Origin of the sequence: Methylopila jiangsuensis, from assembly GCF_027922305.1 — a bacterium.
GTDB classification, from domain to species: domain Bacteria; phylum Pseudomonadota; class Alphaproteobacteria; order Rhizobiales; family Methylopilaceae; genus Methylopila; species Methylopila jiangsuensis.
In genome coordinates, this window is sequence record NZ_BSFK01000013.1 from 77,906 (window position 1) to 102,198 (window position 24,293).

Genomic DNA, 24,293 nt, shown 5'->3' on the forward strand with positions numbered 1-24,293 from the left:
GCTCCTCGTCCCCGCGTCGTCCGAGGCGTCATCGTGTCTGGTCCGAACGTGTCTCGGCCATCCGCGAAGTGAGCCGTCGAGCCGTGGAGAGGCGTCAAGTCGTGGACGCCCGGCGTGCGCCGGGCGTGACGTCAAGTCTGTCTCCCCACGCGGCGTAAAGGCGACGCGCGTCCCGTCCTACCGCTCCGTCAGCTTCAGCTCGATGCGGCGGTTGCGGCGGTACGCGTCTTCGGTGGCGGCCGTGTCCAGCGGCTGGAACTCGCCGAAGCCGGCGGCGAGCAGGCGCTGGGGCGGCACGCCGCGGGAGACGAGATACTGCACCACCGCGATGGCGCGGGCGGCGGAGAGGTCCCAGTTGGAGCGGTAGGCGCCGCGGGTGGGGCGGTTGTCGGTGTGGCCGTCCACGCGCATCACCCAGGCGATGTCGGTGGGGATGTCGCGGGTCAGCTCCACAAGCGCCGTCGCCACTTTGTCGAGGTCGGGCCTAGCCGCCTCGCTCAGCTCCGCCTGCCCCACGTCGAACAGCACCTCGGACTGGAACACGAAGCGGTCGCCCACCACCCGCACGTCCGGCCGGTCGGCGAGGATCTGGCGCAGGCGGCCGAAGAAGTCGGAGCGGTAGCGCGTCAGCTCCTGCACCCGCTGGGCCAGCGCCACGTTCAGCCGCGAGCCGAGGTCGGCGATCTTGGTCTGGCTTTCCCGGTCGCGCTTCTCGGAGGCGTTGAGCGCGTCCTCCAGCGCGGCGATCTGGCGGCGCAGCGCCGAAATCTGCTGGTTCAGCAGCTCCACCTGGCTGCGGGCCTGGGCGGAAAGGTCGCGCTCCCGCGCCAGCGCCCCCTGCAGTTCGCCGACCCGGCCGCCGGCCTCCGCGGCGCGGGCGTCGCCGGACTGGGCCGCGGCGCGCAGGCGGTCGCGTTCGCTTTCCACGGCGTCGAGGCTCGCGGTCAGCGAGGACAGCTGGTCGCGGGTGGTGCGGCCGGTGGCGCGCTCCAGCGCCAGCAGCTCGGTCAGCTCGGAGATCTGGGCGTTCAGCCGCGACAGGGCGTCGTCCTTGCCCGCCACCTCCCGGCCGAGCAGGAACTGCGCCACCATGAACACGGTGAGCAGGAACACGATCACCAGCAGCAGCGTGGACAGCGCGTCCACGAAGCCGGGCCAGTAGTCGACCGGCCGGTAGCGGCGGCGGGAGCTCAGAGCCATGGGCGGGCCTCGGCGCTCACGAGCCCGCGGGTCCGCGCTCGGCGAGCAGCCTGTCCAGCAACGTCTTGATCTGCTCCTGCTGGGCGGACTGCGCCTCCACCCAGTCGCGGATCATCTGCTGCTCGGAGCGCATGTGCTTGACGAGGCCCTGGATGCCCTCGGCCAGATGGGCGGTGGCCTGCGCCGCGGCCTTGCCGGAGCCCGAGCCGGAGTCGGCGAGGGTGCGGTTGAGACGGTCGAGCGCCGCGGCCACGTCCGGCCCGGAGGCGGGCAGGGGCCCCGCGAGCGGGGCGGCGGCGTCGCTGGAATCCGCCACGGCGACCGCGGCGGCGAGCCAGTCCTCCAGCTCGTTGTGGAAGCGGTTCTGGGCCTGCCCCGCCTGCAGATCGAGGAAACCGAGGATCAGCGAGCCGGCGAGGCCGAACAGCGAGGCCGAGAACGAGGTGCCCATGCCGGAGAGCGGGCCGGCGAGGCCGGTCTTCAGCTCCTCGAACAGCACGCCGGTGTCCTGGGTCCCGCCGCCGCCGAGCGACGAGATGACGTTGGAGATGGAGCCCACCGTCTCCAGCAGGCCCCAGAAGGTGCCGAGCAGGCCGAGGAACACCAGCAGGCCGGTGAGGTAGCGGCCGATCTCCCGCGCCTCGTCCAGCCGGGTGCCGATGGAGTCGAGGATGGAGCGCATCAGCGCCGGGCCGATGGGCTTGTGGCCCACCCGGTCGCCCAGCAGCGAGGCCATGGGCGCCAGCAGCTTCGGCTGGTCGCGCAGCGCGAGCCCGGGCTCGGACATGCGGAAGCCGTTGACCCAGCGCACCTCCGGGAACAGCCGCACCACCTGCCGGAAGGCGAGCAGGATGCCGATGAACAGCACCGCGAAGATGAGCCCGTTCAGCCCGGCGTTGGCGAAGAAGGCCTTGGCGATCGGCTCGTGCAGCATCAGGGCCGCGAAGCCCGCCAGCGCGAGGAAGATCACCATGCGCAGCAGGAACACCCGCGGCGAGGACAGCTTGTAGGGGTCGAGTTCGGAGAGGGACATCGACGAGGGCGCTCGGCTTGCGGCTTCGGGTGCGGCGACCATAAAGCACGCCCGCCCCGCCGTAAAAGCCATGCGAAAAGACGGTTTTCGCTCAGCCCTTCACGAGCTTCAGAAGCTGGCCGTGGATGTGCTCGTTGCCGGCGACCACCGAGCCGCGGGCGAGCGCGGCGTCCTGGCCTTCGGCGTCGGTGGCGAAGCCGCCGGCCTCCTTCACCAGCAGCAGGCCCGCCGCGATGTCCCACGGCTTCAGGTCCCGCTCCCAGAAGCCGTCGAGCCGGCCGGAGGCCACATAGGCGAGGTCGAGCGCGGCGGAGCCGAAGCGGCGCACGCCCGAGACCCGGCCCTGCACCCGCGACAGCTCCTCACGGAACAGGTCGTGCCGCGGCCGGCCGAGGTGGGGCACGCCGCAGGCGACCACCGCGTCCACGAGGTCGCGCCGGCCGGCGACCCGCAGGCGCCGGTCGTTGAGGAAGGCGCCGCCGCCGCGCTCGGCGGTGTAGAGCTCGTCGGTGACGGGGTTGAAGATCACGCCCGCGACCAGTTGTCCGGCCCGCTCCAGTCCGACCGAGATGGCGAACATGGGGATGCCGTGCAGGAAGTTGGTGGTGCCGTCGAGCGGGTCCACAATCCAGCGGTGGTCGGGGTCGGTGCCCTCCACCACGCCGCGCTCCTCCATCAGGAAGCCGTAGCCGGGACGCACCCGCGCCAGTTCCTGATACAGCGTCTCCTCGGCCTTGCGGTCGGCGGCGGTGACGAAGTCGCCCGGCCCCTTGGCGGAGACCTGCAGGTTCTCCACCTCGCCGAAGTCGCGGCGCATGCCGCGCCCCGCCTTCATGACGGCCTGGACCATGACGTTGAGGACGGGGGAGCGGGCCATGGGAGCGTCAGCTTTCGGGTTCGTGCGGCGACCCCGCGTGGAGCGGGGATCATCGAAGCGGCGCTGTGATGCGCCGCCCCATCTTCATGTCCGGGGGCGTGAAGCCGCCGGACAGCGTGTCGTCAGTCCGCGCGGCGGAGGTAGGTGACTTCGTTGGTGTCGACCACGATGCGCTCGCCGGAGGCGATGAAGGGCGGCACCAGCACGCGCAGGCCGTTCTCGAGCTTGGCGGGCTTGTAGGACGAGGCGGCGGTCTGGCCTTTCACCACCGGATCGGCCTCCACGATCTCGAGCACCACCTGGTCCGGCAGCTTGATGCCGATCGGGCGATCCTCGTGCATCTCCACCGTCACGGTCATGCCGTCCTGCAGGAAGGCGGCGCGCTCGCCCACGAAGTCGGAAGCCAGCGTGAGCTGCTCGTAGGAATCGGTGTCCATGAACACCAGATCGTCGCCCTCGGCGTAGAGGTACTGGAAGTCCTTCTGCTCCAGACGCACGCGCTCCACGGTCTCGTCGGCGCGGAAGCGCTCGTTGAGCTTGCGGCCGTCGATCAGGTTCTTGAGCTCCACCTGATTGAAGGCGCCGCCCTTGCCGGGCTTCACGGCGTTGGTCTTCACCGCGGCCCAGAGGCCGCCCTGGTGCTCGATGACCATGCCGGGGGTGATCTGGTTGCCGTTGATCTTCATCGGTCTGTCTCTCGCGCGGGAGCCGACGCTCCGCGGCGCGGCGTTCGTGGGGCTAGATTGAAAGCGGGTGCGCTCGTTTGCCCCCGGAGCCGCCGGACGTCAAGGTTTCCCGGCGGCCTGCGGGCTCGGGGCGGCCGGCGCGGCGGCGAATTCTGGCCCGAAGCCCGTGCTCCATGTGGCGTAGAGGGCGTCGGCGGCCTTGCGGTCGGCGTCGGACAGAGTCTGCACGTAGCCCTCAAGCCAGGTGTCCACCAGCCCCTGCGCCGCGGCCATGCGGTGCCAGGCGGCGGCGCGCACGGGATCGCGGGCGACGCCGCGACCATGGGCGTAGAGCCGCGCGAGCCGGTTCTGGCCGATGGCGTTGCCTCGATCCGCGGCGCGACGGAACAGGCGCGCGGCCTCGTCCTCGTCCTTGGGGATTCCCTTGCCGTTGAACACGGCGATGCCGTACTCCACCAGCGCCGCCGGCTGGTCCTGCGCCGCGGCGCGGGCGAGCCACGCCACCGACTGGTCGAGATCGGCCTCGACGCCGCGGCCTTCCTTCAGCAGCACGGCGTAGGCGTACTGGGCGTCGGGCTCGCCGAGCTTGGCGGCGGCGCGCATGTCGGCTGCGGCGCTCTTGGCGTCCTCGGGCGTGACCTCGCCCTGCAGCTTCAAGAGCGCCAGATTGTAGAGCGCGGCCGGCTGGTTCAGCTCGCCCGCGGCCTGGAACAGCTCCACCGCGCCCTTCGGGTCGCGCTCCACGCCGTCCTCGCCGCGCAGCTTGAGCAGCCCAAGCTCCAGCATGGCCTGCCGGTCGCCGAGGTCCGACGCCCGCTCGTACCAGCCCACCGCCGCCTTCATGTCGCGGGGCACGCCCTGGCCCTTGGCGTGGAGTTCGCCCAGCAGCGTCATGGCGGGGGCGTTCAGGCGCGGGCCTTCCGCGCGCGCCTTGGCGAGGTTGAACGCTTCGATGTAGAGCCCGCGCTGGTAGGCGCCGTAGGCGAGGTCGGCGCGCGGGTCCGGCGGCGCCTCGGGCGCGGGCTGGGGCTTCGCCGCCGGCTGCGGCGCGGGGCCGGAGCCGGGCGTCGGCAGGGTCATCATGTCCCGGAAGCTCGGCACGTCGGTCCGCGGCGCGGCGGGGCGCGGCTCCGCGGCCAGAGCTCCGCCTGTGAGCGCCAGCGTCAGCGCAAGCGTCGCGGCGCGCCGTCCCCGGTTCACGGCGCGGGCGTCCTCGCCAGCGAGATCATGGCCATGGCGGAGGCGACCGCGGCCGCCGGGCCGTTCTCCGCCCGCCACACGGCGTCGCCCAGCGCCACGAACTCGGCGCCGGCGGCGGCGATGGCGGAGACGTCGTCGATGGAGCCCGCGAAGCCCACGCACGGGGTCTCGAAGATCGGGACCCACCACGCCACCCGGTCGAGCGTGCGATCGCTCTCCCAGGCCGCGCCGGAAGGGCTGAGGCCGAACAGGATGTAGTCGGCGCCGAGTTCGCCCGCCGTCATGGCGTCGTCGCGCGACGGAGGCGTGGCGACGCCCACGATCTTCTCGGGCTGGAACCGCTCGATCGCGTCGGCGACGCCGCCGGCGCCGAACAGATGCAGGCCGTCGGCGCCCGACTTGCCCACGATGTCCTCCACCCCGTCGCCGGCGATGAGCGCGGCGGCGCCCGCGGCCTGAACCGCGGCGATCAGGGGTTTGGCCCGCGCCGCCCGCGTGCGGTCGTCGGCGGGCGCGAGGCGCAGCACCACCGCCGCCACGTCGCCGGCGGCGAGCGCGGCCTCCAGCGCCGGCAGGAAGGCGTCGGTTTCGGAAAGCTCCGGCGTGACCAGCGTCAGGCGGGTGGTGGGCGCATCGTCGGACATGGCGGGCGGAGCTCGAAACGGGGTCTCAAGGGCGCGGCGGGCTGCGTTTATGGCGCGGCCCAGATGGCGAAAACGGGGCGAAGGGCCTCGAAAACGGCGACGCCGCCGGCACCGTCCCCGAAGCGGGGAAGGGCCGGCGGCGTCGGGGCGTGCGAGCGGGCGCTGACGCCCCCCGGAAGCTCAACCAGCCCGTCATGCCCGAGCTTGTCTCGGGCATCCCTGACTTGCACGTCAAACGCTGTGAGCGCTCGAAGTCGTGGATACCCGCCTTCGGCGGGCATGACGGGCGGGGCTGGACTGGCCCGGATAGAGTTTCAGGCGGGCGCTCGAAAGCGCCCGCCTGTCGACGTCACGCCTTGGCGTAGATGTCGATGATCTTGTCCAGCAGGGCGATCGCCTCGTCGCGGGGACGCTGGAAGGCGTTGCGGCCCATGATCGAGCCGAAGCCGCCGCCGGCGGCGATCTGGCCGATTTCCTTCAGCAGGGCGTCGGTGTCGTTCTTGGTCTCGCCGCCCGAGAAAATGACGATGCGGCGGCCGCCGAAGCAGCTCTTCACCACGTCCTGGATGCGCTCGGTCAGCGTCGACACCGGGATGCCGGCCTTGTCGTAGGCCTTCCTGGCGGCGTCCAGCTCCAGATGGTCCGTCGGCGGCTTCACCTTGATGATGTGCGCGCCGAGCAGCGCCGCCATGTGGGCGGCGTAGGAGATCACGTCGACCGCGGTCTCGCCCTTCTTCGTCAGCGTGCCGCCGCGGGCGTAGGACCACACCACCACGGCGAGGCCAACCGACTTGGCTTCGGCCGACAGCTCGCGGATCTCCTCGAACTGGTCGTAGGCCGCGTCGGAGCCCGGATAGATGGTGAAGCCGATGGCCGAGCAGCCGAGCCGCACCGCGTCCGCGACCGAGGCGGTGACGGCCTGGTCGGCGTCCTCGTTCAGGCGCGACAGCGAGTTGGCGCTGTTCATCTTCAGGATGGTCGGGATCTGGCCGGCGAAGGTGTCGGCGCCCGCCTCCAGCATGCCGAGCGGCGCGGCGTAGGCGTTGAGCCCCGCGTCGATGGCGAGCTGGTAGTGGTAGTGCGGGTCATAGCCCGCCGGGTTCGGCGCGAAGGAGCGCGCCGGGCCGTGCTCGAAGCCCTGGTCGACCGGCAGGATGACGAGCTTGCCGGTGCCCGCGAGGCGGCCGGTCATCAGAAGGCGGTAGAGGTTGCCCTTGGTGCCTGGATTGTCGCTCTCGTACCAGGAGAGGATTTCCTTCACCCGGGGGGTGATGAGGCTGCGGGGCGCGGTGATCGGGGTCTTGGCGTTCATCGTCCTCTCGGGAAGTCCGGTTCGCGGATGGCGTTGGTATAGATGGAAACGTTCAGCTTGTCGCGGACAGCGCCGCGACGCCGGGCAGTTCCTTGCCCTCGAGCCATTCGAGGAAGGCGCCGCCCGCGGTCGAGACATAGGTGAAGTCGCCGGCGACCCCGGCGTGGTTCAGCGCCGCCACCGTGTCGCCTCCGCCGGCGACCGACAGCAGCTTGCCGGCGCGGGTCAGCTCCGCCGCCTTGCGGGCGATGGCCACCGTGCCCTGGTCGAACGGCGCGATCTCGAACGCGCCGAACGGCCCGTTCCAGACCAGCGTCTTCGCGCCTTCCAGCACGGCGGAGACCTTGGCTATGGCGTCCGGCCCCACGTCGAGGATCATCTCGTCGGCGGCGACCGCGCCCACAGGCGCCACGCGGTTCTCGGCGCCCGCCTTGAACTCCTTCGCCAGCCGGCCGTCGCTCGGCAGCACGATGGCGCAGCCCGCGGCCCTGGCCTTGGCGACGATCTCCCGGGCGGTGTCGGCGAGGTCCTTCTCGCACAGCGACTTGCCGATATCGACGCCCTCCGCGAACAGGAAGGTGTTGGCCATGCCGCCGGCGATCACCAGATGGTCCACCTTGCCGACCAGATTGCCGAGCAGGTCGAGCTTGGTAGACACCTTGGCGCCGCCCACCACCGCGACCACGGGGCGTTCCGGGTTTCCGAGCGCCTTGGACAGCGCGTCCAGCTCCGCCTGCATGGAGCGGCCGGCGTAGGCCGGCAGCAGCCGCGCCAGACCTTCCGTGGAGGCGTGGGCGCGATGGGCGGCCGAGAAGGCGTCGTTGACGTAGAGGTCGCCGAGCCTGGCGAGCTCGGCGGCGAAGGCCGGGTCGTTCTTTTCCTCGCCGGGGTGGAAGCGGGCGTTCTCCAGCAGCAGCACGTCGCCGGGCGTCATGCGGGCGATCGCGGCCGCGGCCGTCTCGCCCACGCAGTCGTCGGCGAAACCCACGTCCTGCATCAGCGTCTTCTCGAGCGCCGGAACCACCACCTTCAGCGACTGGCTTTCATCGCGCTTGCCCTTGGGCCGGCCGAAGTGGGCCAGCAGGATCGTGCGCGCGCCCTTCTGCGCCAGCTCCCGCAGGGTGGGGGCGATGGCGCGCAGGCGGGTGTCGTCGGTCACCCGGTCGCCGTCCATGGGCACGTTGAGGTCCACGCGCACCAGCACGCGCTTGCCGGCGACATCCACGTCGTCGAGGGTCTTGAAGGCTGTCGTCATCAGGGTTCCCTGGCGAAGAGACTGGGATAGTCGACCACGAGGCCGTGCTCGTCGATCGTCAGTTCGGATGTGAACGAGCCGTCGGCGGCCTCGTAGAGGAAGCGCCGGCCGGGTTCGAGACAGGTGTAGATCTGGCCGTCCACGAAGGGCTCGAAGCTGTCGAACGGCACGTAGACCATGCGCAGCTCGGCGCGCTCGCCCGTCTTCCAGGCGTTGCGGCGGATCGGCGGCGTGTTGGTGAAGGGGGTGGCCGAGAGATCGACGTCGAAGCAGCCGTCGAACTGGGGCAGGGGCGCGCCCTGTCCGGTGGCCCAATGGCCCTGCCCGTCGGACAGCAGATGGAGGCCGCGGCCGTCCGCGGCCCCGAGCGCGACCTCGCGGACGCGCCAGAGCGGGTCGAGATCGACCCGGTAATAGACGCCGTAGCGGACGCCCTTCTGCTCGCCGATGACGACGCCGCGCGCGACGACGCGCTCGGCGTCGATCGCGAGCGTCACATGGTCGAGCCCGCTCCCGTCGAGGCTTCGCCAGCGCGCGCTGGTCACGCGCGCCGGCGCGGCGTCCCCCACCGCCGCCTCAGAGGAACTTGGCCAGCGCCACCGCCGTGTCCGACATGCGGGAGGAGAAGCCCCACTCGTTGTCGTACCAGCTCAGCACGCGCACGAAGGTGCCCTCGAGCACCTTGGTCTGGTCGAGGGCGAAGCTCGACGAGTGCGGGTTGTGGTTGAAGTCGGACGACACCAGCGGCGCGTCCACCACGTCGAGAACGCCCTTCAGCTTGCCGGCGGCGGCGGCCTTCACCGCGTCGTTGACCTCCTGCACCGAGGTGGCGCGCTTGGCGACGAACTTGAAGTCGATCACCGAGACGTTCGGGGTCGGCACGCGGACCGACACGCCGTCGAGCTTGCCCTTCAGCTCCGGCAGCACGAGGCCGACCGCCTTGGCGGCGCCGGTGGAGGTGGGGATCATGCTCAGGGCCGCCGCGCGGGCGCGGTAGAGGTCCTTGTGCATGGTGTCCAGCGTCGGCTGGTCGCCGGTGTAGGAGTGGATCGTGGTCATGAAGCCATGATCGATGCCGATGGCGTCGTTCAGCACCTTGGCCACCGGCGCCAGGCAGTTGGTGGTGCAGGACGCGTTGGAGATGACGATGTGGTCCTTCGTCAGCTTGTCGTCGTTCACGCCGAACACGACCGTCAGGTCCACGCCGTCGCCGGGCGCCGAGATGATCACGCGCTTGGCGCCGGCCTCGAGATGGGCGGCGGCCTTCTCCTTGCTGGTGAAGATGCCGGTGCATTCCAGCGCGATGTCGACGCCGAGCGCGGCGTGCGGCAGCTCGGCCGGGTTGCGGATGGCGGTGGCCTTGATGTCGCCGTGGCCGGCGACGGTGATCACGTCGCCGTTGACGGTCACCTCGGCCGGGAAGCGGCCGTGCACGCTGTCGTAGCGCAGCAGGTGGGCGTTGGTCTCAACCGGGCCGAGGTCGTTGATCGCGACCACCTGGATGTCCTTGCGCCCCGACTCCACGATCGCCCGGAGGACCAGCCGTCCGATGCGCCCGAATCCGTTGATCGCGACCTTGACCGCCATTTTCTGTCGTTCCTCGCCTGCTTCAGGCCCCGCGCGGGACACGCCGGGGCCCTGGGTCTGATGAAAGTCCGTCCGTTCGCGCGTTCCGCGTCCGGCGCGCCGCCGTTATGGGGCGCCGGGCGGGAAAGCGCTCATGACAATGGTTGAACGCCCCCATTCACGCCGTTTCAGGCGCTGCGGGCCTTCGCCAGTTCGACCACCGCATCTGCGGTGATGCCGAACGTCTTGTAGACCTCCTTGTAGGGGCCGCTCTCGCCGAAGCCGTGCATGCCCACGAAGCCGCCGTCCGACCCCACGATCGCGTCCCAGCCCATGCGGATGGCCGCCTCGATGGCGATCTTCACCGGCGCCGTGCCGATCACTTCCGCGCGATAGGACGCCGGCTGGTCGAAGAACAGCTCGAAGCAGGGCAGCGACACCACGCGGGTCGGCAGGCCGGCGGCGTCGAGCGCGGCCTTGGCCTCCATGGCGAGGCTGACTTCCGAGCCGGTGGCGAACAGGCTGACGGCGGGCGTCCCCTCCGCCGCGGCCAGCTCGTAGCCGCCCTTCGCGGTCAGGTTCTCGCCGCGGTCTTGAAGGCGCAGCTGCGGCAGGTTCTGGCGGGTGAGCGCGAACACGCTCGGCCGCTCCTTGCTCGCCACGGCGATCTCCCAGGCCTCCGCCGTCTCCACCGCGTCCGCGGGGCGGAACACGTTCAGGTTCGGGATCGCGCGCAGGGAGGCCACATGCTCCACCGGCTGGTGGGTGGGGCCGTCCTCGCCGACGCCGATGGAATCGTGGGTGAAGACCTGCACCACCCGCAGCTTCATCAGCGCGGCGAGCCGCAGCGACGGCCGGCAGTAGTCCGAGAACACCAGGAAGGTGGAGCCCACCGGCAGCACGCCGCCATGGATGGCGAGGCCGTTCACCGCGCCGGCCATGCCGTGCTCGCGGATGCCCCAGTGCACGAAGTCGCCGGAGTAGTCGCCCGGCGTGATGGCCTTCATGTTCTTGGTGAAGGTGTTGTTGGAGGGCGTCAGGTCCGCCGAGCCGGACACGAGCTCCGGCAGCGCCTGCGACACCACGGCGAGCGCGGCCTCGCCGGCCTTGCGTGTCGCGACCTCCTTGGGCTCGGCGTAGAGCTTGGCCTTGTAGGCGGCCATGGCGTCCGAGAAGCCTTCCGGCAGGTCGCCGTGCAGCCGGCGCTCGTACTCGTCGCGAACCGCCGGCTCCAGCGCCTCGAAGCGGTCCTCCCACGCCCGGCGCGCGGCCTTGCCGCGCAGGCCGGCCTCGGCCCAGGCGGAGCGCACGTCGTCCGGGATCTCGAACGGGCCGTACTCCCAGCCGAGCGCCTTGCGGGCGCCGGCGATCTCGTCCTTGCCGAGCGGCGAGCCGTGGGCCTTCTCCGAGCCGGCCTTGGTGGGCGCGCCGAAGCCGATCACGGTCTTGCAGGCGATCAGCGTCGGCTTGTCGGCGTTCTCGGTCGCCTTCAGCGCGGCCTCGATCGCCTCCGGGTCGTGGCCGTCCACCCGCACCGCGTTCCAGCCGCAGGCCTTGAAGCGGGCGAGCTGGTCCACGCTGTCGGACAGCGACAGCTCGCCGTCGATGGAGATGCCGTTGTCGTCCCACAGGAACACGAGCCGGTTCAGCTTCAGGTGGCCCGCGATCGCGATCGCCTCCTGGCTGATGCCTTCCATCAGGTCGCCGTCGGAGCAGATGGCGAAGGTGCGGTGGTCGGTGATGCTCGGGTAGCGGGCGGCGAGGATGCGCTCGGCGAGCGCAAGGCCGACCGCGTTGGAGATGCCGGCGCCGAGCGGTCCGGTGGTGGTCTCCACGCTCTCGGTGTGGCCGCGCTCCGGATGGCCCGGCGTGCGCGAGCCCACCTGCCGGAAGCGCTTCAGCTCGTCGATCGTCATCTCCTTCGAGCCGGTCAGATGCAGCAGCGCGTAGAGCAGCATCGAGCCGTGGCCGGCGGAGAGGATGAAGCGGTCGCGGTCGGGCCAGTGCGGGGCGGAGGCGTCGTACTTCAGCACCTTGGTGAACAGCACGGTCGCGACGTCGGCCATGCCCATGGGCATGCCGGGATGGCCGGAGTTCGCCTGCTCGACGGCGTCCATCGCGAGCGCGCGGATGGCGTTGGCGAGCCGGCGCGTGTGCTGGGTGTCGGTCATGGGCGCGGATCCGATCGTTCGGGGCGAGGCCGTGGAGAAGGCGCGGCCGCGCCGGGGAGGTGTCGCCGGCCGCCCGTGAGCCTTGCGAGCGTGAAGCCCTCGGGACCGCGGAGACCGTCAGAGGTCGCCGGGACGTTTAAAGGGGCGCCGGGGCATGTCAATACGCGCTATCCCTCGCCGCGGTTCCTCCGCGAGGGAAAACGCGGCGGTGGACGGCGCGAGGCGCTCGATTGACGCTGTTTTGGGCGGGCCGGTAAAATGACCGCTCGAGACACGGCGCGTCGCCTTGGCGTTTTCCCTGGCGCCGGGGCGATCCCGAAGGAGAGGCCACGTGGCGGCAGGCGAACTGGATGCGGCGCTGAAACGGCTCGATGCGGCGCTGGACGCGGCTGAAGCCGCGGTGACGCGCGCGCTCGACGCCGCCGACGCCGCCCGCGCCCGGGAGGAGGAGCTGACCGCCTTCGCCGACGACCGGCTGCGCCTCGCCGACCTGCTCGACCAGGCCGCCGCGCGCGCGGAAACTGCGAGCGAGGGCGACCGCGAGCTGCTGCGCCGGGTGGACGCCGCCATGGAGGCGGTGTCGCGCACGCTCGCCGAAGCGGAGGGCTGACCCCATGCCCCAGGTGACGGTGACCATCGGCGGCCGCGACTACAAGATGGCCTGCGGCGACGGCGAGGAGGAGCACCTGCTGGCGCTCGGCCGGCTGGTGGACGAGCGCCACGGCGAGCTGAAGCGCTCCTTCGGCGAGGTGGGCGACGTGCGCCTCTCGGTCATGACCGCCATCATGATTGCGGACGAGCTCAACGAGGCGAAGCGCCGCCACGCCGCGCTGGAGCAGGAGATCGAGCGCCTGCGGGACTCCCAGGCCGACGCCGCCTCCGCCACCGACGGCCGCCACGCCGAAACCGCCGGCCGCATCGCCGCCGCCGCCGAACGGCTGGAGCGCCTCGCCGATGAGCTGACGGACGGCGCGCGGCGGGATTGAGGGCGCCGGGCGGCGGTGTTTGGACCGCCGGCGTCGCGCTTGCCCCACCGATCACTCGGGGAGCGCGTCATCGTTTTCGCTGAGCCGGCCTCGCTCGTTCATGACGTCCCGCGCTGTGATGGCGAAGGGTTGGATGCGCGTCGGCCAGCCTGTCGCGATCAGGTCTTCGATGGTCATGTGCCTTGGCGTGGCGTCGCAGGCGTCGTCCAGCATGCGGCTGAGCTCCAGCAGCGCGGCGCGCTCCCGATCGGTGACGGCGGTGTTCGGCCTCATCTCACCGTCGTCGCGATGGGGGATCCAGTCGTAAAAGGTTTCGAAATACTCGATGGGGCCGGCGCTGCGCACGCCATCGTCGCCTTCGGCCAGTGTCTCGATCGCCTCCATGAGCCTGTTTCTCAGGCGTCGATCGAGGGCGCGGTCTGGGAGTTCGTGGTCCATTCGTGGCTTCGCATCGCGCCGTCCGGCGCCAACTCCTCGAACTCAGACCTGGATGCGCCGTCGCCGCCGAACGGCTGGAGCGCCTCGCCGACGAGCTCTCGGACGGTGTGCGGCGGGATTGACGCCTTAGAGCCCGTCTGGAAATCGCGTTTGGCGTCATGCCCGAGCTTGTCTCGGGCATCCACGACTTGAACGACTAAGACATGCTCGTCGAAAAGTCATGGATACCCGGCTGCGCCGGGCATGACGGGAGCTTGAATCGCGCGCCGCGACGATCTCCAAACAGGCTTAGCGCTTCGCCCTCAGTTCAGCCGCACCACCTCCACCCGGCGGTTCTTGGCGCGGCCGTCCTCGCTGTCGTTGGGGGCGGCGGGGGCGATCATGCCGGCGCCGGCGGCCCTGAGGCGCTTGGGATCGACGCCGTGGCTCGCGGCCAGCGCCTTCACCACCGCCTCGGCGCGGCGCTTCGACAGGTCCATGTTGTAGTCGAAGCCGCCCTGGTTGTCGGTGTGGCCGACGATCAGCGCCGCGAGCTTCGGGTCGCCCTTCAGCAGCGCGGCGATCTCCTTGAGCGTCGGCTCCGAGGCCGGCTTCAGCTCCGCCTTGTCGGTGTCGAAGAACACGCCGTAGAGCGCGACGCGGCCGGTCTTGTCGATGGACTTCGCCATGTCCTCGGCCTTCACCGTCACCATCTTCCGGTCGCGGCCCTTCGGCTCGATCACGTGGACCAGCGCGATGGTGCGGCCGTTCAGCGCCTTGCAGTACAGCGTGTCGTGCATCTGGAAGGTGTGGACCGTGACGTGGGCGTCGCCGTCGGCGGTCGGCAGCCGGGCGGCGAAGAAGCGCTGGTCCCCGATGCCGGAGTTCAGCGCGCAGGAGCCGTTGGAGAAGGCCTCGTCCTTCAGGTCCTCCGAGGTGACGAAGTACATCATGAAGCTCATGTCGCCTCCGCCGCCGGAGGCCGCGCGCGTGCTGTCGCCGCCGCAGCCGTCGGCGCCCTTGCAGGCGAACAGGACCTCGCCGCCGGCGGCCTCCACCTCGTCCTGATAGTTGCGCAGCGCCTCGAGCGGGGAGCGGTCCTCGGGCAGCACATAGACCAGCCGGGTCCGGGCGCCTTCCAGGTCGAGCTTCTTGGCGGGGCGGAAGACGTAGTTGTTCAGCTTCGCGTCGCGCTCGCCGTCCGGGTTCTTCTCGATTTTCGAAAGCGGGATCGAGAAGTCGGTGAAGGCCTGCCGCTCGTAGGACACGATGAACGAGCCCTCGTAGCGCTTGAGCAGCGGGTTGTCCTTGGCGCCCTTGACGTCCTTGGTGGGCGCGGCGGTGTCGGCGAGAGCCGGGCCGGCGAGGGCTCCAAGCACGATGGCGAGCAGCAGGCGGCGGATGAAGCGCATGACGTGTCCCCCCGGAGCGCCGCGCATTCGCCGGTCCGTATCCGGGGCGCGGTCGTCGCTGGACGCAAGTCTGGCGCGCTCCGGGCCGGGGCGCATCCGCGCTCTTCGTTCGAGACCACTGGCGCCGGGAAGCGTGGTCGACTATCTTCCGCTTCGCGGTGCTGCGGGGCGCGTCAGGAAACTTGAATCCCCGGGCCCTTACGATCTCGAACGGGAGCTGTCCCTGGCCTCGACCGTGGTCTTGGCCAAAACGGCGCCCACCTACTCTGTAGGTGTCCCGGGATCGAACCTCCAACGGCCATCGTGGCTCCGCGCTTTTCTTCATGACCCAGCCGATTGTTCCCGACACCGAAGCCGCCGCCGAGAAGGCGGCGCTTCGGTCGGAGATTCTGGCCCGCCGCGCGGCCATCCCGCCCAAGGCCCGCGCCGCCGCCGCCGCGGCGGTCGCCCGCGAGGGCGAGGCTCTCGTCGCCCGGCTGAAGCCGGCGTCGGTCTCCGCGTTCTTCTCCGTCCGGGGCGAGATCGACGCCGGGCCGCTGATGGCGCGGCTCGCCGCCCGCGGCGTCGCGCTGGCGCTGCCGGTGATCGTCCAGAAGGACGCCCCGCTCGTCTTCCGCGCCTGGGCGCCGGGCGAGGCGCTGGAGAAAAAGCGCTTCGGCCTGATGGAGCCGCCGGCCTCCGCGCCGGAGATCGCGCCCGGGCTGCTGTTCGTGCCGCTCGCCGCCTTCGACGACCGGGGCTATCGCCTCGGCTACGGCGGCGGCTTCTACGACCGCACGCTGGAGAGGCTGCGCGCGCGCGGCCGGGCGGTCGCCATCGGGCTCGCCTTCGCGGAGCAGCGGGTCGAGCGGGTTCCGATCGACGCTTACGACCAGCGGCTTGATGGCGTTCTGACCGAGCGCGGGCTCACGACCATCGGGGACGGAATCTGATGCGGCTGCTGTTTCTGGGCGATGTGGTCGGCCGCGCCGGCCGGACGGCGGTGGCGGAGCGGCTGCCGGAGCTGCGCCGCCGCTGGGCGCTCGACGTGGTGGTGATCAACGGCGAGAACTCGGCCGGCGGCTTCGGCATCACCGAGACCATCTACGAGGAGCTGCTGGACGCGGGCGCGGACGCGGTGACGCTCGGCAACCACGCCTTCGACCAGCGGGAGGCGCTGGTGTTCGCCGAGCGCGCCGACCGGCTGGTGCGGCCGGCGAACTTCCCCAAGGGCACGCCCGGTCGCGGCGCGCAGCTCATCGAGGCTCGGAACGGCGCGCGGGTGCTGGTGGTGAACGTCATGGGCCATGTGTTCATGGGCACGGCGCTGGACGATCCGTTCCGCACCGCGGACGCGGCGCTGGAGGCCTGCCCGCTCGGGCTCGCCTGCGACGCGGCGGTGGTGGATTTTCACGCCGAGGCCACCAGCGAGAAACAGGCTTTCGGCCATTTCCTCGACGGCCGCGCCACGCTGGTGGTGGGCACCCACACCCACACCCCGACCTCGGACCACCGGGTGCTGCCGGGCGGCACCGCCTACATGTCCGACGCCGGCATGTGCGGCGATTACGACGGCGTGCTCGGCATGAAGAAGGACGAGCCGATCCAGCGCTTCCTGCGCAAGTTGCCCTCCGGCCGGTTCGAGCCGTCCGAGGGCGTGGCGACGCTCTCAGGCCTCGCGGTGGAGGTCGGCCCCGACGGCCTCGCCGCCCGCGTCGCCGCCGTGCGCGTGGGCGGCGCGCTGGAGCAGGCGACGCCGTCGTTCTGGGACGACTGAGGACGGGTTACGCCGTGGCGTAGCGGCGGGTTTCGCCCTCGCAGAGGTTCACCTCCACCGTGACGTGGCTCAGCCCCTCGAGCGCGCCGAGCCGGGCCTTGTAGGCCGCCGGCTGCTCCGGGCGATGGGTGACCAGCGACACGATCGCCGCCATGTGGCCGGGGCCGATCCGCCACAGGTGAAGGTCGGTCACGCGCACGTCGCCTGTCTCCAGCGTCGCGCGGATGTGGGCGGCCAGACGCGCGTCCGGCGTGGCGTCCACCAGCACGCGCCCTGTGTCGCGGGCGAGCGAGATCGACCACCAGCCGATCACGCCGGCGCCCACGACGCCGATCGCCGGGTCGACCCAGGTCCAGCCGAAGCGCCAGCCGGCGAGCAGCCCTCCGATCGCGAGCGCCGAGGTCAGCGCGTCCGCCAGGACATGGACGTAGGCGCCGCGCAGGTTGTGGTCGTCGTGGGCGTGGCCGTCATGGTCATGGTCGTCGGCGTGGTCGTGGCGATCGTGCCCGTGGCCGTGATGATGACCGTGATGGCGCCCGCCGCCATGGCTGTGGTCATGGCCGAGCAGCAGGGCGCAGACCACGTTCACGGCGAGGCCAATGACCGCGATCGCCGTCGCCTCCGCATAGGCGACCGGCTGGGGGGCGGTGAGGCGCACCACGGATTCAACGCCGATCGCCAGCGCGATCACGCCGAGCACGATGGCGCTCGAGAAGCCGGCGAGGTCGCCCACCTTGCCGGCGCCGAAGGAGAAGCGCGGGTCCGCGTCGTGCCGCGCGGCGAAGCGGTAGGCGAAAGCGGCGAGGCCGATCGCGCCCGCATGGGTCGCCATGTGCCAGCCGTCCGCCAGCAGCGCCATGGAGCCGTAGGCCCAGCCGGCCAGGATCTCCACCACCATCATGGCGGCGGTGATCGCCACCACGATCAGGGTGCGCCGTTCGTTGCGGGCGTGCTCCGCGCCGAGGAAACGATGATCGTGGGCGAAGGCGCGGCGGCCTTCCTCGGTCAGGTGCATGCCGGATCTCCCCGCGGACATGGCGTGGCTGCGTCCAGAAGCCGCCCCGGCGCGCGCGCCGTCAAGCCCGCAGGCGGCGGTCATAACCGATCGCGATGGCGGACATCACGGATTGGCGTTTCCCTCCGAGGCGGGAAGGGCGCGATAACGCGGCCATCCGCCACCACGACGAAGCCCCATGCACCGCGCCGCGCCCCTCGCCGTCGAAACGCCCCGCGCGCCCTCCGCCGATCTCGGGCTGTACGGCGTGCTGGCGCTGGTCTGGGGCACGAGCTGGATCGCGCTCCATCTCCAGCTCGGCGTGGTGTCGCCCGAGGTGTCGCTGGTCTGGCGCTTCGCGCTCGCCGCCGCCATCGCCTTCGGCCTCGCTCTGGCGCGGCGGGAGACGCTGCGCTTCCCCCTGCGCCGGCACGCGGGGTTCCTGCTGGCGGGCGTGCTGATGTATTCGACCAACTTCGTGCTGTTCTACCACGCAGGCGCCAGGGTGCCGTCCGGCCTGCTCGCGGTGGTGTTCGCGCTCGCCTCGCCGATCAACCTGGCGCTCGGCGCGCTGATCTTCCGCCGCCCGGCGGAGATGCGGGTGCTCGCCGGCGCGGCGCTCGGCGTGGCGGGCGTCGGCCTGCTCTACGCCCCCGAGATCGCGGCGGCGGGCTTCGACGTGGAGGCGCTGACGGGGCTCGGCCTCAGCGTCGGCGGAACCCTGTGCTTCTGCCTCGGCAACATGGTGTCGAGCGTGATCCAGCGCTCGGCGCCGGACGTCTCCGCGGCCGCCTGGGGCATGTTCTACGGGACGCTGTGGCTGACGCTGCTGGCGACGCTGTCCGGCGCGCCCTTCGTCATCGAGCCGACGGCGGCCTATCTGGTCTCGCTGGTCTGGCTCGCCGCCGGATCGTCGGTGGCGGCGTTCCTCGCTTATCTGGCGCTGATCAAGCGGGTGGGCGCGGCGCGCGCCGGCTTCGCCACCGTGCTGTTCCCGGTGGTGGCGCTCGTCATCTCCAGCCTGTTCGAGGATTACCGCTGGACCGCGCTGTCGTTCGCGGGGGCCGCTCTGGTGGCGGCGGGCAACGTGGTCGCGCTGCGCCGCCGCGGCTGAGCGCCGTTTCACCTCAACGATCCGTTATTCATTTTTGAGCAGGATCAGCTCCGTTCGGAGCGCAGCCGTCGCGCGTTCCGCGGGGGCATGAGAATGGACGACCTGCTTCGGGATTTTCTCACCGAGACCGCCGAAAACCTCGATCAGGTCGACGTGGAGCTCGTCCGGTTCGAGCAGGAGCCCGCCAACGCCAAGATCCTGGCCAACGTGTTCCGGCTGGTCCACACGGTGAAGGGCACCTGCGGCTTCCTCGGCCTCACGCGGCTCGAGGCGCTGGCGCACGCGGCCGAGACGCTGATGGGCGAGTTCCGCGCCGGCGCGCTGGCGACGCCCGAAGCCGTGACGATGATTCTCGCCACCATCGACCGCATCAAGGCGATTCTCGGCGATCTGGAGCGCACCGGCGAGGAGCCGCCGGGCGACGACCTCGATCTCGTGACCGAGCTGGAGCGCGCCGCCCTGGAGGCGCGGCGTCCTCCCGAGCCCGTGATTGATCCCGCTCTCGGGCGCGAGCTGCGGCCGGGCGAAGTCTCCCTCGACGAACTGGAGCGCGCGTTCCGCGAGGCGCCCGGCCCGGATCAGGACATCGCGCCGGAACCGCAGCCGGTCGCGGCGGCCCCGTCCGCGCCCGTCGCCACGGCGCCCGCCGCGGCCGTCCATGCCGAAGCGGCGCCCGCGCCCGCGGCGGAGGAGGGGCCCCGAAGCGAGAGCGCGCTCGCCGGCCAGACGATCCGCGTCGGCGTCGACACGCTCGACCGGCTGATGAACATGGTCTCCGAGCTGGTGCTGACCCGCAACCAGCTGCTCGACACCGTGCGCCGGCGTGGCGACAGCGAGTTCGGACCCTCGCTGCAGCGCCTGAGCCATGTGACGGCCGAGCTGCAGGAAGGGGTGATGAAGACCCGCATGCAGCCGATCGGCGCCGCCTGGCGGGCGCTGCCGCGGCTGGTGCGGGACCTCGCGGCGGACCTCGGCAAGAAGATCGAACTGGTCACCGAAGGCGCCGAGACCGAGCTTGACCGGCAGGTGCTGGACCTGATCAAGGACCCGCTGACCCACATGGTCCGCAACTGCGCGGACCACGGGCTCGAATCGCCCGCCGAGCGCGTCGCCGCCGGCAAGCCCGAGACCGGCGTCATCCGGCTGTCCGCCTATCATCAGGGCGGCTGCATCATCGTCGAGATCGGCGACGACGGCCGCGGCCTCGACGTGGAGCGCATCAGGAAGAAGGCGGTCGCCAACGGGCTCGCCACCGAGGCCGACGTCGAGAAGATGTCGGACGCCCAGATCCACCGCTTCATCTTCGCGCCGGGCTTCTCCACCGCCGCGGCGGTCACCAGCGTCTCCGGCCGCGGCGTCGGCATGGACGTGGTGCGCGCCAACATCGAGCTGATCGGCGGCGCCATCGACCTGCGCTCCACGCCGGGCAAGGGCTCGGCGGTGGTGATCCGCATCCCGCTCACCCTCGCCATCGTCTCGGCGCTGATGGTGACGGCGGGCGGCGAGACCTTCGCCTTCCCCCAGCTCTCGGTGCTGGAGCTGGTGCGCACGCGGCGGGGCGGCGAGCACGTCATCGAGCGCGTGGGCGACGTGGCGCTGCTGCGGTTGCGCGACCGGCTGCTGCCGATCGTGCCGCTGCGCAACATGCTGGGCCTGGAGCCGCTGCCGGCGGAGAAGGCGGACGACGTCTATGTGGTGATCGCCCAGGTGGGCGAGGACATCTTCGGCATCGTGGTGGACGAGGTGCTCCACACCGAGGAGATCGTCGTGAAGCCCATGGCCTCGCGGCTGAACCACATCGGGCTGTTCTCCGGCACCACCATCCTCGGCGACGGCTCGGTGATCCTGATCCTCGACCCGAACGGCGTCGCGGCGGCGGTCGGCCCCTCTGCGAGCCACGACGCGGCGCTCACCGCCGAAGCGGCGGCGCCCGCGGACGAGAGCGACAACCGCATGTCGCTGCTGCTGTTCCGGGCCGGCTCCCAGGCGCCGAAGGCGGTGCCGCTGGCGCTCGTCACCCGGCTCGAGGTGATCGAGGCCGAGACGGTGGAGTTCACCGGCGGCCGCATGCTGGTGCAGTACCGCGGCGGCCTGATGCCGCTGGTGCCGGCCGGCGACGGCGCCGCGCTGAAGCCGAGCGGCCCGCAGCCGCTGCTGGTGTTCACCAACGAGGGCCGCTCGGTCGGTCTGGTGGTGGATGAGATCGTCGACATCGTCGAGCACGCCATGGAGATTTCCGCCTCGTCCTACACGCCGGGCGTGCTGGGCGCGGCGGTGATCGACGGCAGCGCCACCGAGGTGATGGACGTGGCCCACTACCTCACCATGGCCTATGACGACTGGCTGACGCGCACCGACCGGCCGCACGAGAAGATCGAGAGCCCGGCCGTGCTGCTGGTCGACGACAGCGCCTTCTTCCGCAACATGCTGGCGCCGGTGCTGACCGCCGCCGGCTACCGCCCGACGCTGGCGGCGAGCGGCGCCGAGGCGCTCGTCCTGCTGCGGGCCGGCCGGCGCTTCGACGTCATCGTCTCGGACATCGAGATGCCGGAGATGGACGGCTTCGCCTTCGCGGCCGCGCTGAAGGCCGAAGGGCTGCACCACGGTGCGCCGCTGCTGGCGCTGTCGTCGCTGGTCGGCTCCTTCATGGCGGAGCGCGCCGCCGACGCCGGATTCCACGACTTCATCGCCAAGTTCGACCGGCCGGGCCTGCTCGGCGCGCTCGAAACCTTCGCGCCGCGCTGGAGGCTCGCCGCATGAGCGCTGACGATCACATCACTTACGTCACCGTCGACGTGGGCGGGCAGATGTTCGGCATCGCCATCTCCCGGGTCCGGGAGGTGTTCGGGCTGGAGCGGCTGACGCGGGTGCCGCTGGCCTCGTCCGAAATCGCGGGCGTGCTGAACCTGCGCGGCCGGATCGTCACCGCCATCGACCTCCGGACCCGGCTCGGCCTGCCGGCGAAGGCCGTGGAGGCCGGCGCCATGGCGGTCGGCGTGGACTACCAGAACGAAGCCTTCGCGCTGCTGGTGGACCACGTCGGCGACGTGCTGGCGCTGTCGGCCGCCTCGCGGGAGGACGCGCCGCCGACGCTCGACCCGCGCTGGTCGCAGATCGCGACCGGGGTGCATCGTCTCGACGGCGGCCTCATGCTGGTGCTGGACGTGGATCGCGCGCTGGAGTTCCGCGCCGTGGCCCAGGCGGCGTGAGCGGGTACGCCTTTACCTGATCTTGAGAATGAGACGGACAGAGTGGACCCCCGGAATTTGAGCCGGGAATGGGAGCCCCCGATGAAGCACTGTCTTGTGGTGGATGATTCGAGCGTCATCCGGAAGGTGGCGCGCCGCATCCTCGAAGGCCTCGACATGAAGATCTCCGAGGCGGAGAACGGCCAGACGGCGCTCACCCTGTGCCAGCAGGCGATGCCCGACGGCATCCTGCTGGACTGGAACATGCCGGTGATGGACGGCTACGAGTTCCTCAACAAGCTGCGCTCGCTGCCGGGCGGCGACGCGCCCAAGGTGGTGTTCTGCACCACGGAAAACGACGTGTCGCACATCGCCCGCGCCATGCGCGCCGGGGCCGACGAATACGTCATGAAGCCGTTCGACCGCGAGATCATCACCTCCAAGTTCGCGGAAGTCGGACTGCTCTGATCTCTCCGGAAAGGCCTCCCATGCCCACGTCGGCCGCCGCGGCGCCGGCGGAGGCGCTGCGCGTCCTCGTGGTGGACGACAGCGCCGTCGTCCGCACCCTGACCTCCCGCTGGATCGAGGCGGAGCCCGATCTCGCGCTCGCCGGACTGTGCCGCAACGGCCGCGAGGCCGTGGAGCAGGCCGGCCGGCTGCGGCCGGACGTCATCCTGCTGGACGTGGAGATGCCCGACATGGACGGCATCACCGCGCTGCCGCTGCTTCTGAAGGCGGCGCCGGACGCCATGGTGCTGATGGCGTCGGCGCTCACCCGCCGCAACGCCGAGATGTCGATCCGGGCGCTCGCGCTCGGCGCCTCCGACGTCATCGCCAAGCCGGGGCAGGGCGTCGACCAGGCGGCTTATCGTCAGGATCTCCTGACCAAGGTGCGCGTGCTCGGCGATCATGTGCGGCGCAGGACGCGTCGCGGCTCCACGACGTCGCTGGTGCGCGCGGCCGTGATCGCCGCCTCGACGACGCCGCAGCCCGCGGCGCGCGCGCGGCCGTTCTCGGCGGCGCCGGTGCGGGCGCTCGCCCTCGGCGCCTCCACCGGCGGCCCGCAGGCGCTGGCGTCGCTGCTGTCTGGGCTTAGCCCGGCCCTCGGGTCGATCCCGGTTCTGGTGACCCAGCACATGCCGGCGACCTTCACCGCCGCGCTCGCCGAACATCTGGGCCTCGCGAGCCGGAGGCCCTGCCGTGAGGCGGCGGACGGCGAGCCGCTCGCCCCCGGCGTGATCTATGTGGCGCCGGGCGGCCGGCATCTCGTGGTGGCCCGGCGGGGCGCGCAGGCCTGCGCCCGGCTCGACGACGGCCCGCCGGAGAACTACTGCAAGCCTGCGGTCGACCCGATGTTCCGCTCCGCCGCCTCCGTTTACGGCGCCGGGCTGCTGGCGGTGGTTCTGACCGGCATGGGCTCGGACGGGGCCTGCGGCGTCCGCGCGGTCGCGGCCGCCGGCGGCTCCATCATCGCCCAGGACGAGGCCTCCAGCGTCGTCTGGGGCATGCCGGGCGCGGCGGTGGCCACGGGCTCCTGCTCCGCGGTGCTGCCGCTCGCCGCCATCGCTCCCAAGATCACCCGTCTCGTCGCAGGAGAGCGCGCATGACGCCCGCCGACATCGAGTTCCTGGCCCGCTTCCTGAAGGAGCGCTCCGGCCTCGCGATCGGCGAGGAGAAGCGCTACCTGCTGGAGAGCCGGCTGGCGCCGATCGTGCGGCGGGCGGGCCTCGCCTCGCTCCCGGCGCTGGTGGCGCGGCTGCGCTCGGGCGTCGATAGCGCGCTCGCGCAGGACGTGGTCGAGGCCATGACCACCAACGAGTCGTTCTTCTTCCGGGACGGCGCGCCCTTCACCCAGTTCACGGACGTCATCCTGCCGCAGCTCATGGCGGCGCGGGCGGCGACCAAGACCATCCGCATCTGGTGCGCCGCCTGCTCCACGGGCCAGGAGCCCTATTCGCTCGCCATGCTGCTCGCCGACCGCGCCGCGCAGCTTGCGGGCTGGAAGGTGGAGATCGTGGCGACCGACCTCTCGAACGAGGTGCTGGAGCGGGCGCGCTCGGGCCTGTTCACCCAGTTCGAGGTGCAGCGCGGCCTGCCGATCCGCCTGCTGCTGAAGCACTTCACGCAGGAGGGCGACCGCTGGCGGATCGCGCCCAAGCTGCGGGAGATGGCGCAGTTCCGCACCCTGAACCTGCTCAGGGACTTCTCGCCGCTCGGCCGCTTCGACGTGGTGTTCTGCCGCAACGTGCTGATCTATTTCGACGAGGCCACCAAGACCGACGTGCTGACCCGCATCGGCCGCCAGATGGCCCCGGACGGCTTCCTGCTGCTGGGCGCGGCCGAGACCGTGCTCGGCGGTCGCAGCCCGTTCAAGCCGCACCCCAGCCATCGCGGGCTGTTCATGCCCACCCCCGCCTCCGGCGCCGCGGCGCCCGCGTCGTCAGCTGCCCGCTTCGCCGTCGTCCGGTGAGGCGGGCACCGT

At 71.3% G+C, this 24,293-nt stretch carries 24 protein-coding genes and 1 other RNA gene; 11 read left to right on the plus strand and 14 right to left on the minus strand.

Annotated features, from left to right (window positions below):
• Nucleotides 1-177: 177 nt before the first annotated feature.
• From PKE85_RS12390 to tkt, 11 genes are all read right to left on the minus strand, one after another.
• Nucleotides 178-1,200, minus strand: a complete 1,023-nt coding sequence (locus PKE85_RS12390) for a peptidoglycan -binding protein (protein ID WP_271205071.1) — start codon at nt 1,198-1,200, stop codon at nt 178-180.
• Nucleotides 1,201-1,216: 16 nt separating this feature from the next.
• Nucleotides 1,217-2,233 (minus strand): flagellar motor protein MotA, encoded by a 1,017-nt coding sequence (locus PKE85_RS12395; RefSeq protein ID WP_271205072.1) that lies wholly within the window; start codon nt 2,231-2,233, stop codon nt 1,217-1,219.
• 91 nt (nt 2,234-2,324) lie between these two features.
• Nucleotides 2,325-3,110, minus strand: a complete 786-nt coding sequence (locus PKE85_RS12400; protein WP_271205073.1) for an inositol monophosphatase family protein — start codon at nt 3,108-3,110, stop codon at nt 2,325-2,327.
• 122 nt (nt 3,111-3,232) lie between these two features.
• Nucleotides 3,233-3,796, minus strand: a complete 564-nt coding sequence (efp, locus tag PKE85_RS12405; protein ID WP_271205074.1) for an elongation factor P — start codon at nt 3,794-3,796, stop codon at nt 3,233-3,235.
• 99 nt (nt 3,797-3,895) lie between these two features.
• A complete protein-coding gene (locus PKE85_RS12410; RefSeq protein WP_271205075.1) occupies nt 3,896-4,996 on the minus strand; it encodes a tetratricopeptide repeat protein in 1,101 nt (366 codons plus the stop codon).
• Nucleotides 4,993-5,640 carry a thiamine phosphate synthase gene (locus tag PKE85_RS12415; RefSeq protein ID WP_271205076.1) on the minus strand — a complete coding sequence of 216 codons (648 nt, stop codon included), beginning with the start codon at nt 5,638-5,640 and terminating at the stop codon, nt 4,993-4,995. Before PKE85_RS12415 ends, PKE85_RS12410 begins: the two co-directional genes overlap by 4 nt.
• Nucleotides 5,641-5,989: 349 nt before the next feature.
• Complete coding sequence (locus tag PKE85_RS12420; protein ID WP_271205077.1) at nt 5,990-6,952, minus strand: class I fructose-bisphosphate aldolase; 963 nt, start codon at nt 6,950-6,952, stop codon at nt 5,990-5,992.
• 52 nt (nt 6,953-7,004) lie between these two features.
• Nucleotides 7,005-8,207, minus strand: coding sequence for a phosphoglycerate kinase (locus PKE85_RS12425; RefSeq protein ID WP_271205078.1), 1,203 nt, complete (start codon nt 8,205-8,207; stop codon nt 7,005-7,007).
• Nucleotides 8,207-8,752: a putative glycolipid-binding domain-containing protein gene (locus PKE85_RS12430; RefSeq protein ID WP_271205079.1), complete on the minus strand. Its 546-nt coding sequence runs from the start codon at nt 8,750-8,752 to the stop codon at nt 8,207-8,209. The genes PKE85_RS12425 and PKE85_RS12430 overlap by 1 nt, the downstream gene beginning before the upstream one ends.
• 31 nt (nt 8,753-8,783) lie before the next feature.
• A complete protein-coding gene (gene gap / locus PKE85_RS12435) occupies nt 8,784-9,794 on the minus strand; it encodes a type I glyceraldehyde-3-phosphate dehydrogenase (protein WP_271205080.1) in 1,011 nt (336 codons plus the stop codon).
• A 167-nt stretch (nt 9,795-9,961) separates the two neighbouring features.
• A complete protein-coding gene (gene tkt / locus PKE85_RS12440; protein ID WP_271205081.1) occupies nt 9,962-11,944 on the minus strand; it encodes a transketolase in 1,983 nt (660 codons plus the stop codon).
• Between the two features lie 331 nt (nt 11,945-12,275).
• Here tkt and PKE85_RS12445 point away from each other — a divergent pair, with 331 nt between their 5' ends.
• Both PKE85_RS12445 and PKE85_RS12450 read left to right on the plus strand, forming a co-directional pair.
• Nucleotides 12,276-12,554, plus strand: coding sequence for a DUF4164 family protein (locus PKE85_RS12445; RefSeq protein WP_271205082.1), 279 nt, complete (start codon nt 12,276-12,278; stop codon nt 12,552-12,554).
• A 4-nt stretch (nt 12,555-12,558) separates the two neighbouring features.
• Nucleotides 12,559-12,930, plus strand: a complete 372-nt coding sequence (locus PKE85_RS12450) for a cell division protein ZapA (RefSeq protein WP_271205083.1) — start codon at nt 12,559-12,561, stop codon at nt 12,928-12,930.
• Between the two features lie 51 nt (nt 12,931-12,981).
• Here PKE85_RS12450 and PKE85_RS12455 read toward each other — a convergent pair whose 3' ends face one another.
• Nucleotides 12,982-13,314 carry a hypothetical protein gene (locus tag PKE85_RS12455; protein WP_271205084.1) on the minus strand — a complete coding sequence of 111 codons (333 nt, stop codon included), beginning with the start codon at nt 13,312-13,314 and terminating at the stop codon, nt 12,982-12,984.
• A gap of 356 nt (nt 13,315-13,670) precedes the next feature.
• Nucleotides 13,671-14,759: an OmpA family protein gene (locus PKE85_RS12460; RefSeq protein WP_271205085.1), complete on the minus strand. Its 1,089-nt coding sequence runs from the start codon at nt 14,757-14,759 to the stop codon at nt 13,671-13,673.
• A 155-nt stretch (nt 14,760-14,914) separates the two neighbouring features.
• On the opposite strand from PKE85_RS12460, the gene ssrS reads away from it, so the two are divergent.
• From ssrS to PKE85_RS12475, 3 genes are all read left to right on the plus strand, one after another.
• A non-coding RNA gene (ssrS, locus tag PKE85_RS12465) (6S RNA) lies at nt 14,915-15,073 on the plus strand.
• A gap of 9 nt (nt 15,074-15,082) precedes the next feature.
• Nucleotides 15,083-15,691, plus strand: a complete 609-nt coding sequence (locus PKE85_RS12470; protein ID WP_271205086.1) for a 5-formyltetrahydrofolate cyclo-ligase — start codon at nt 15,083-15,085, stop codon at nt 15,689-15,691.
• A complete protein-coding gene (locus PKE85_RS12475; RefSeq protein ID WP_271205087.1) occupies nt 15,691-16,515 on the plus strand; it encodes a TIGR00282 family metallophosphoesterase in 825 nt (274 codons plus the stop codon). The genes PKE85_RS12470 and PKE85_RS12475 overlap by 1 nt, the downstream gene beginning before the upstream one ends.
• A gap of 7 nt (nt 16,516-16,522) precedes the next feature.
• Here the strand turns inward: PKE85_RS12475 and dmeF are convergent, their stop codons facing one another.
• Nucleotides 16,523-17,530 carry a CDF family Co(II)/Ni(II) efflux transporter DmeF gene (gene dmeF / locus PKE85_RS12480; RefSeq protein WP_271205088.1) on the minus strand — a complete coding sequence of 336 codons (1,008 nt, stop codon included), beginning with the start codon at nt 17,528-17,530 and terminating at the stop codon, nt 16,523-16,525.
• A gap of 178 nt (nt 17,531-17,708) precedes the next feature.
• Here dmeF and PKE85_RS12485 point away from each other — a divergent pair, with 178 nt between their 5' ends.
• The 6 genes from PKE85_RS12485 (at nt 17,709) to PKE85_RS12510 (ending at nt 24,281) form a co-directional block, all read left to right on the plus strand.
• On the plus strand, nt 17,709-18,623 hold the full coding sequence (locus PKE85_RS12485) for a DMT family transporter (protein ID WP_271205089.1): 915 nt from the start codon (nt 17,709-17,711) through the stop codon (nt 18,621-18,623).
• 93 nt (nt 18,624-18,716) lie between these two features.
• Nucleotides 18,717-21,383, plus strand: a complete 2,667-nt coding sequence (locus PKE85_RS12490) for a hybrid sensor histidine kinase/response regulator (protein ID WP_271205090.1) — start codon at nt 18,717-18,719, stop codon at nt 21,381-21,383.
• The gene (locus PKE85_RS12495; RefSeq protein WP_271205091.1) at nt 21,380-21,832 is read left to right on the plus strand and encodes a chemotaxis protein CheW; all 453 of its coding nucleotides are present in this window, start codon (nt 21,380-21,382) and stop codon (nt 21,830-21,832) included. Before PKE85_RS12490 ends, PKE85_RS12495 begins: the two co-directional genes overlap by 4 nt.
• Nucleotides 21,833-21,913: 81 nt before the next feature.
• The gene (locus tag PKE85_RS12500) at nt 21,914-22,279 is read left to right on the plus strand and encodes a response regulator (RefSeq protein ID WP_271205092.1); all 366 of its coding nucleotides are present in this window, start codon (nt 21,914-21,916) and stop codon (nt 22,277-22,279) included.
• A gap of 20 nt (nt 22,280-22,299) precedes the next feature.
• Complete coding sequence (locus PKE85_RS12505) at nt 22,300-23,418, plus strand: protein-glutamate methylesterase/protein-glutamine glutaminase (RefSeq protein WP_271205093.1); 1,119 nt, start codon at nt 22,300-22,302, stop codon at nt 23,416-23,418.
• Entirely contained in the window at nt 23,415-24,281 is an 867-nt protein-coding gene (locus PKE85_RS12510; protein ID WP_271205094.1) for a CheR family methyltransferase, read from the plus strand. Before PKE85_RS12505 ends, PKE85_RS12510 begins: the two co-directional genes overlap by 4 nt.
• Nucleotides 24,282-24,293 lie beyond the last annotated feature (12 nt).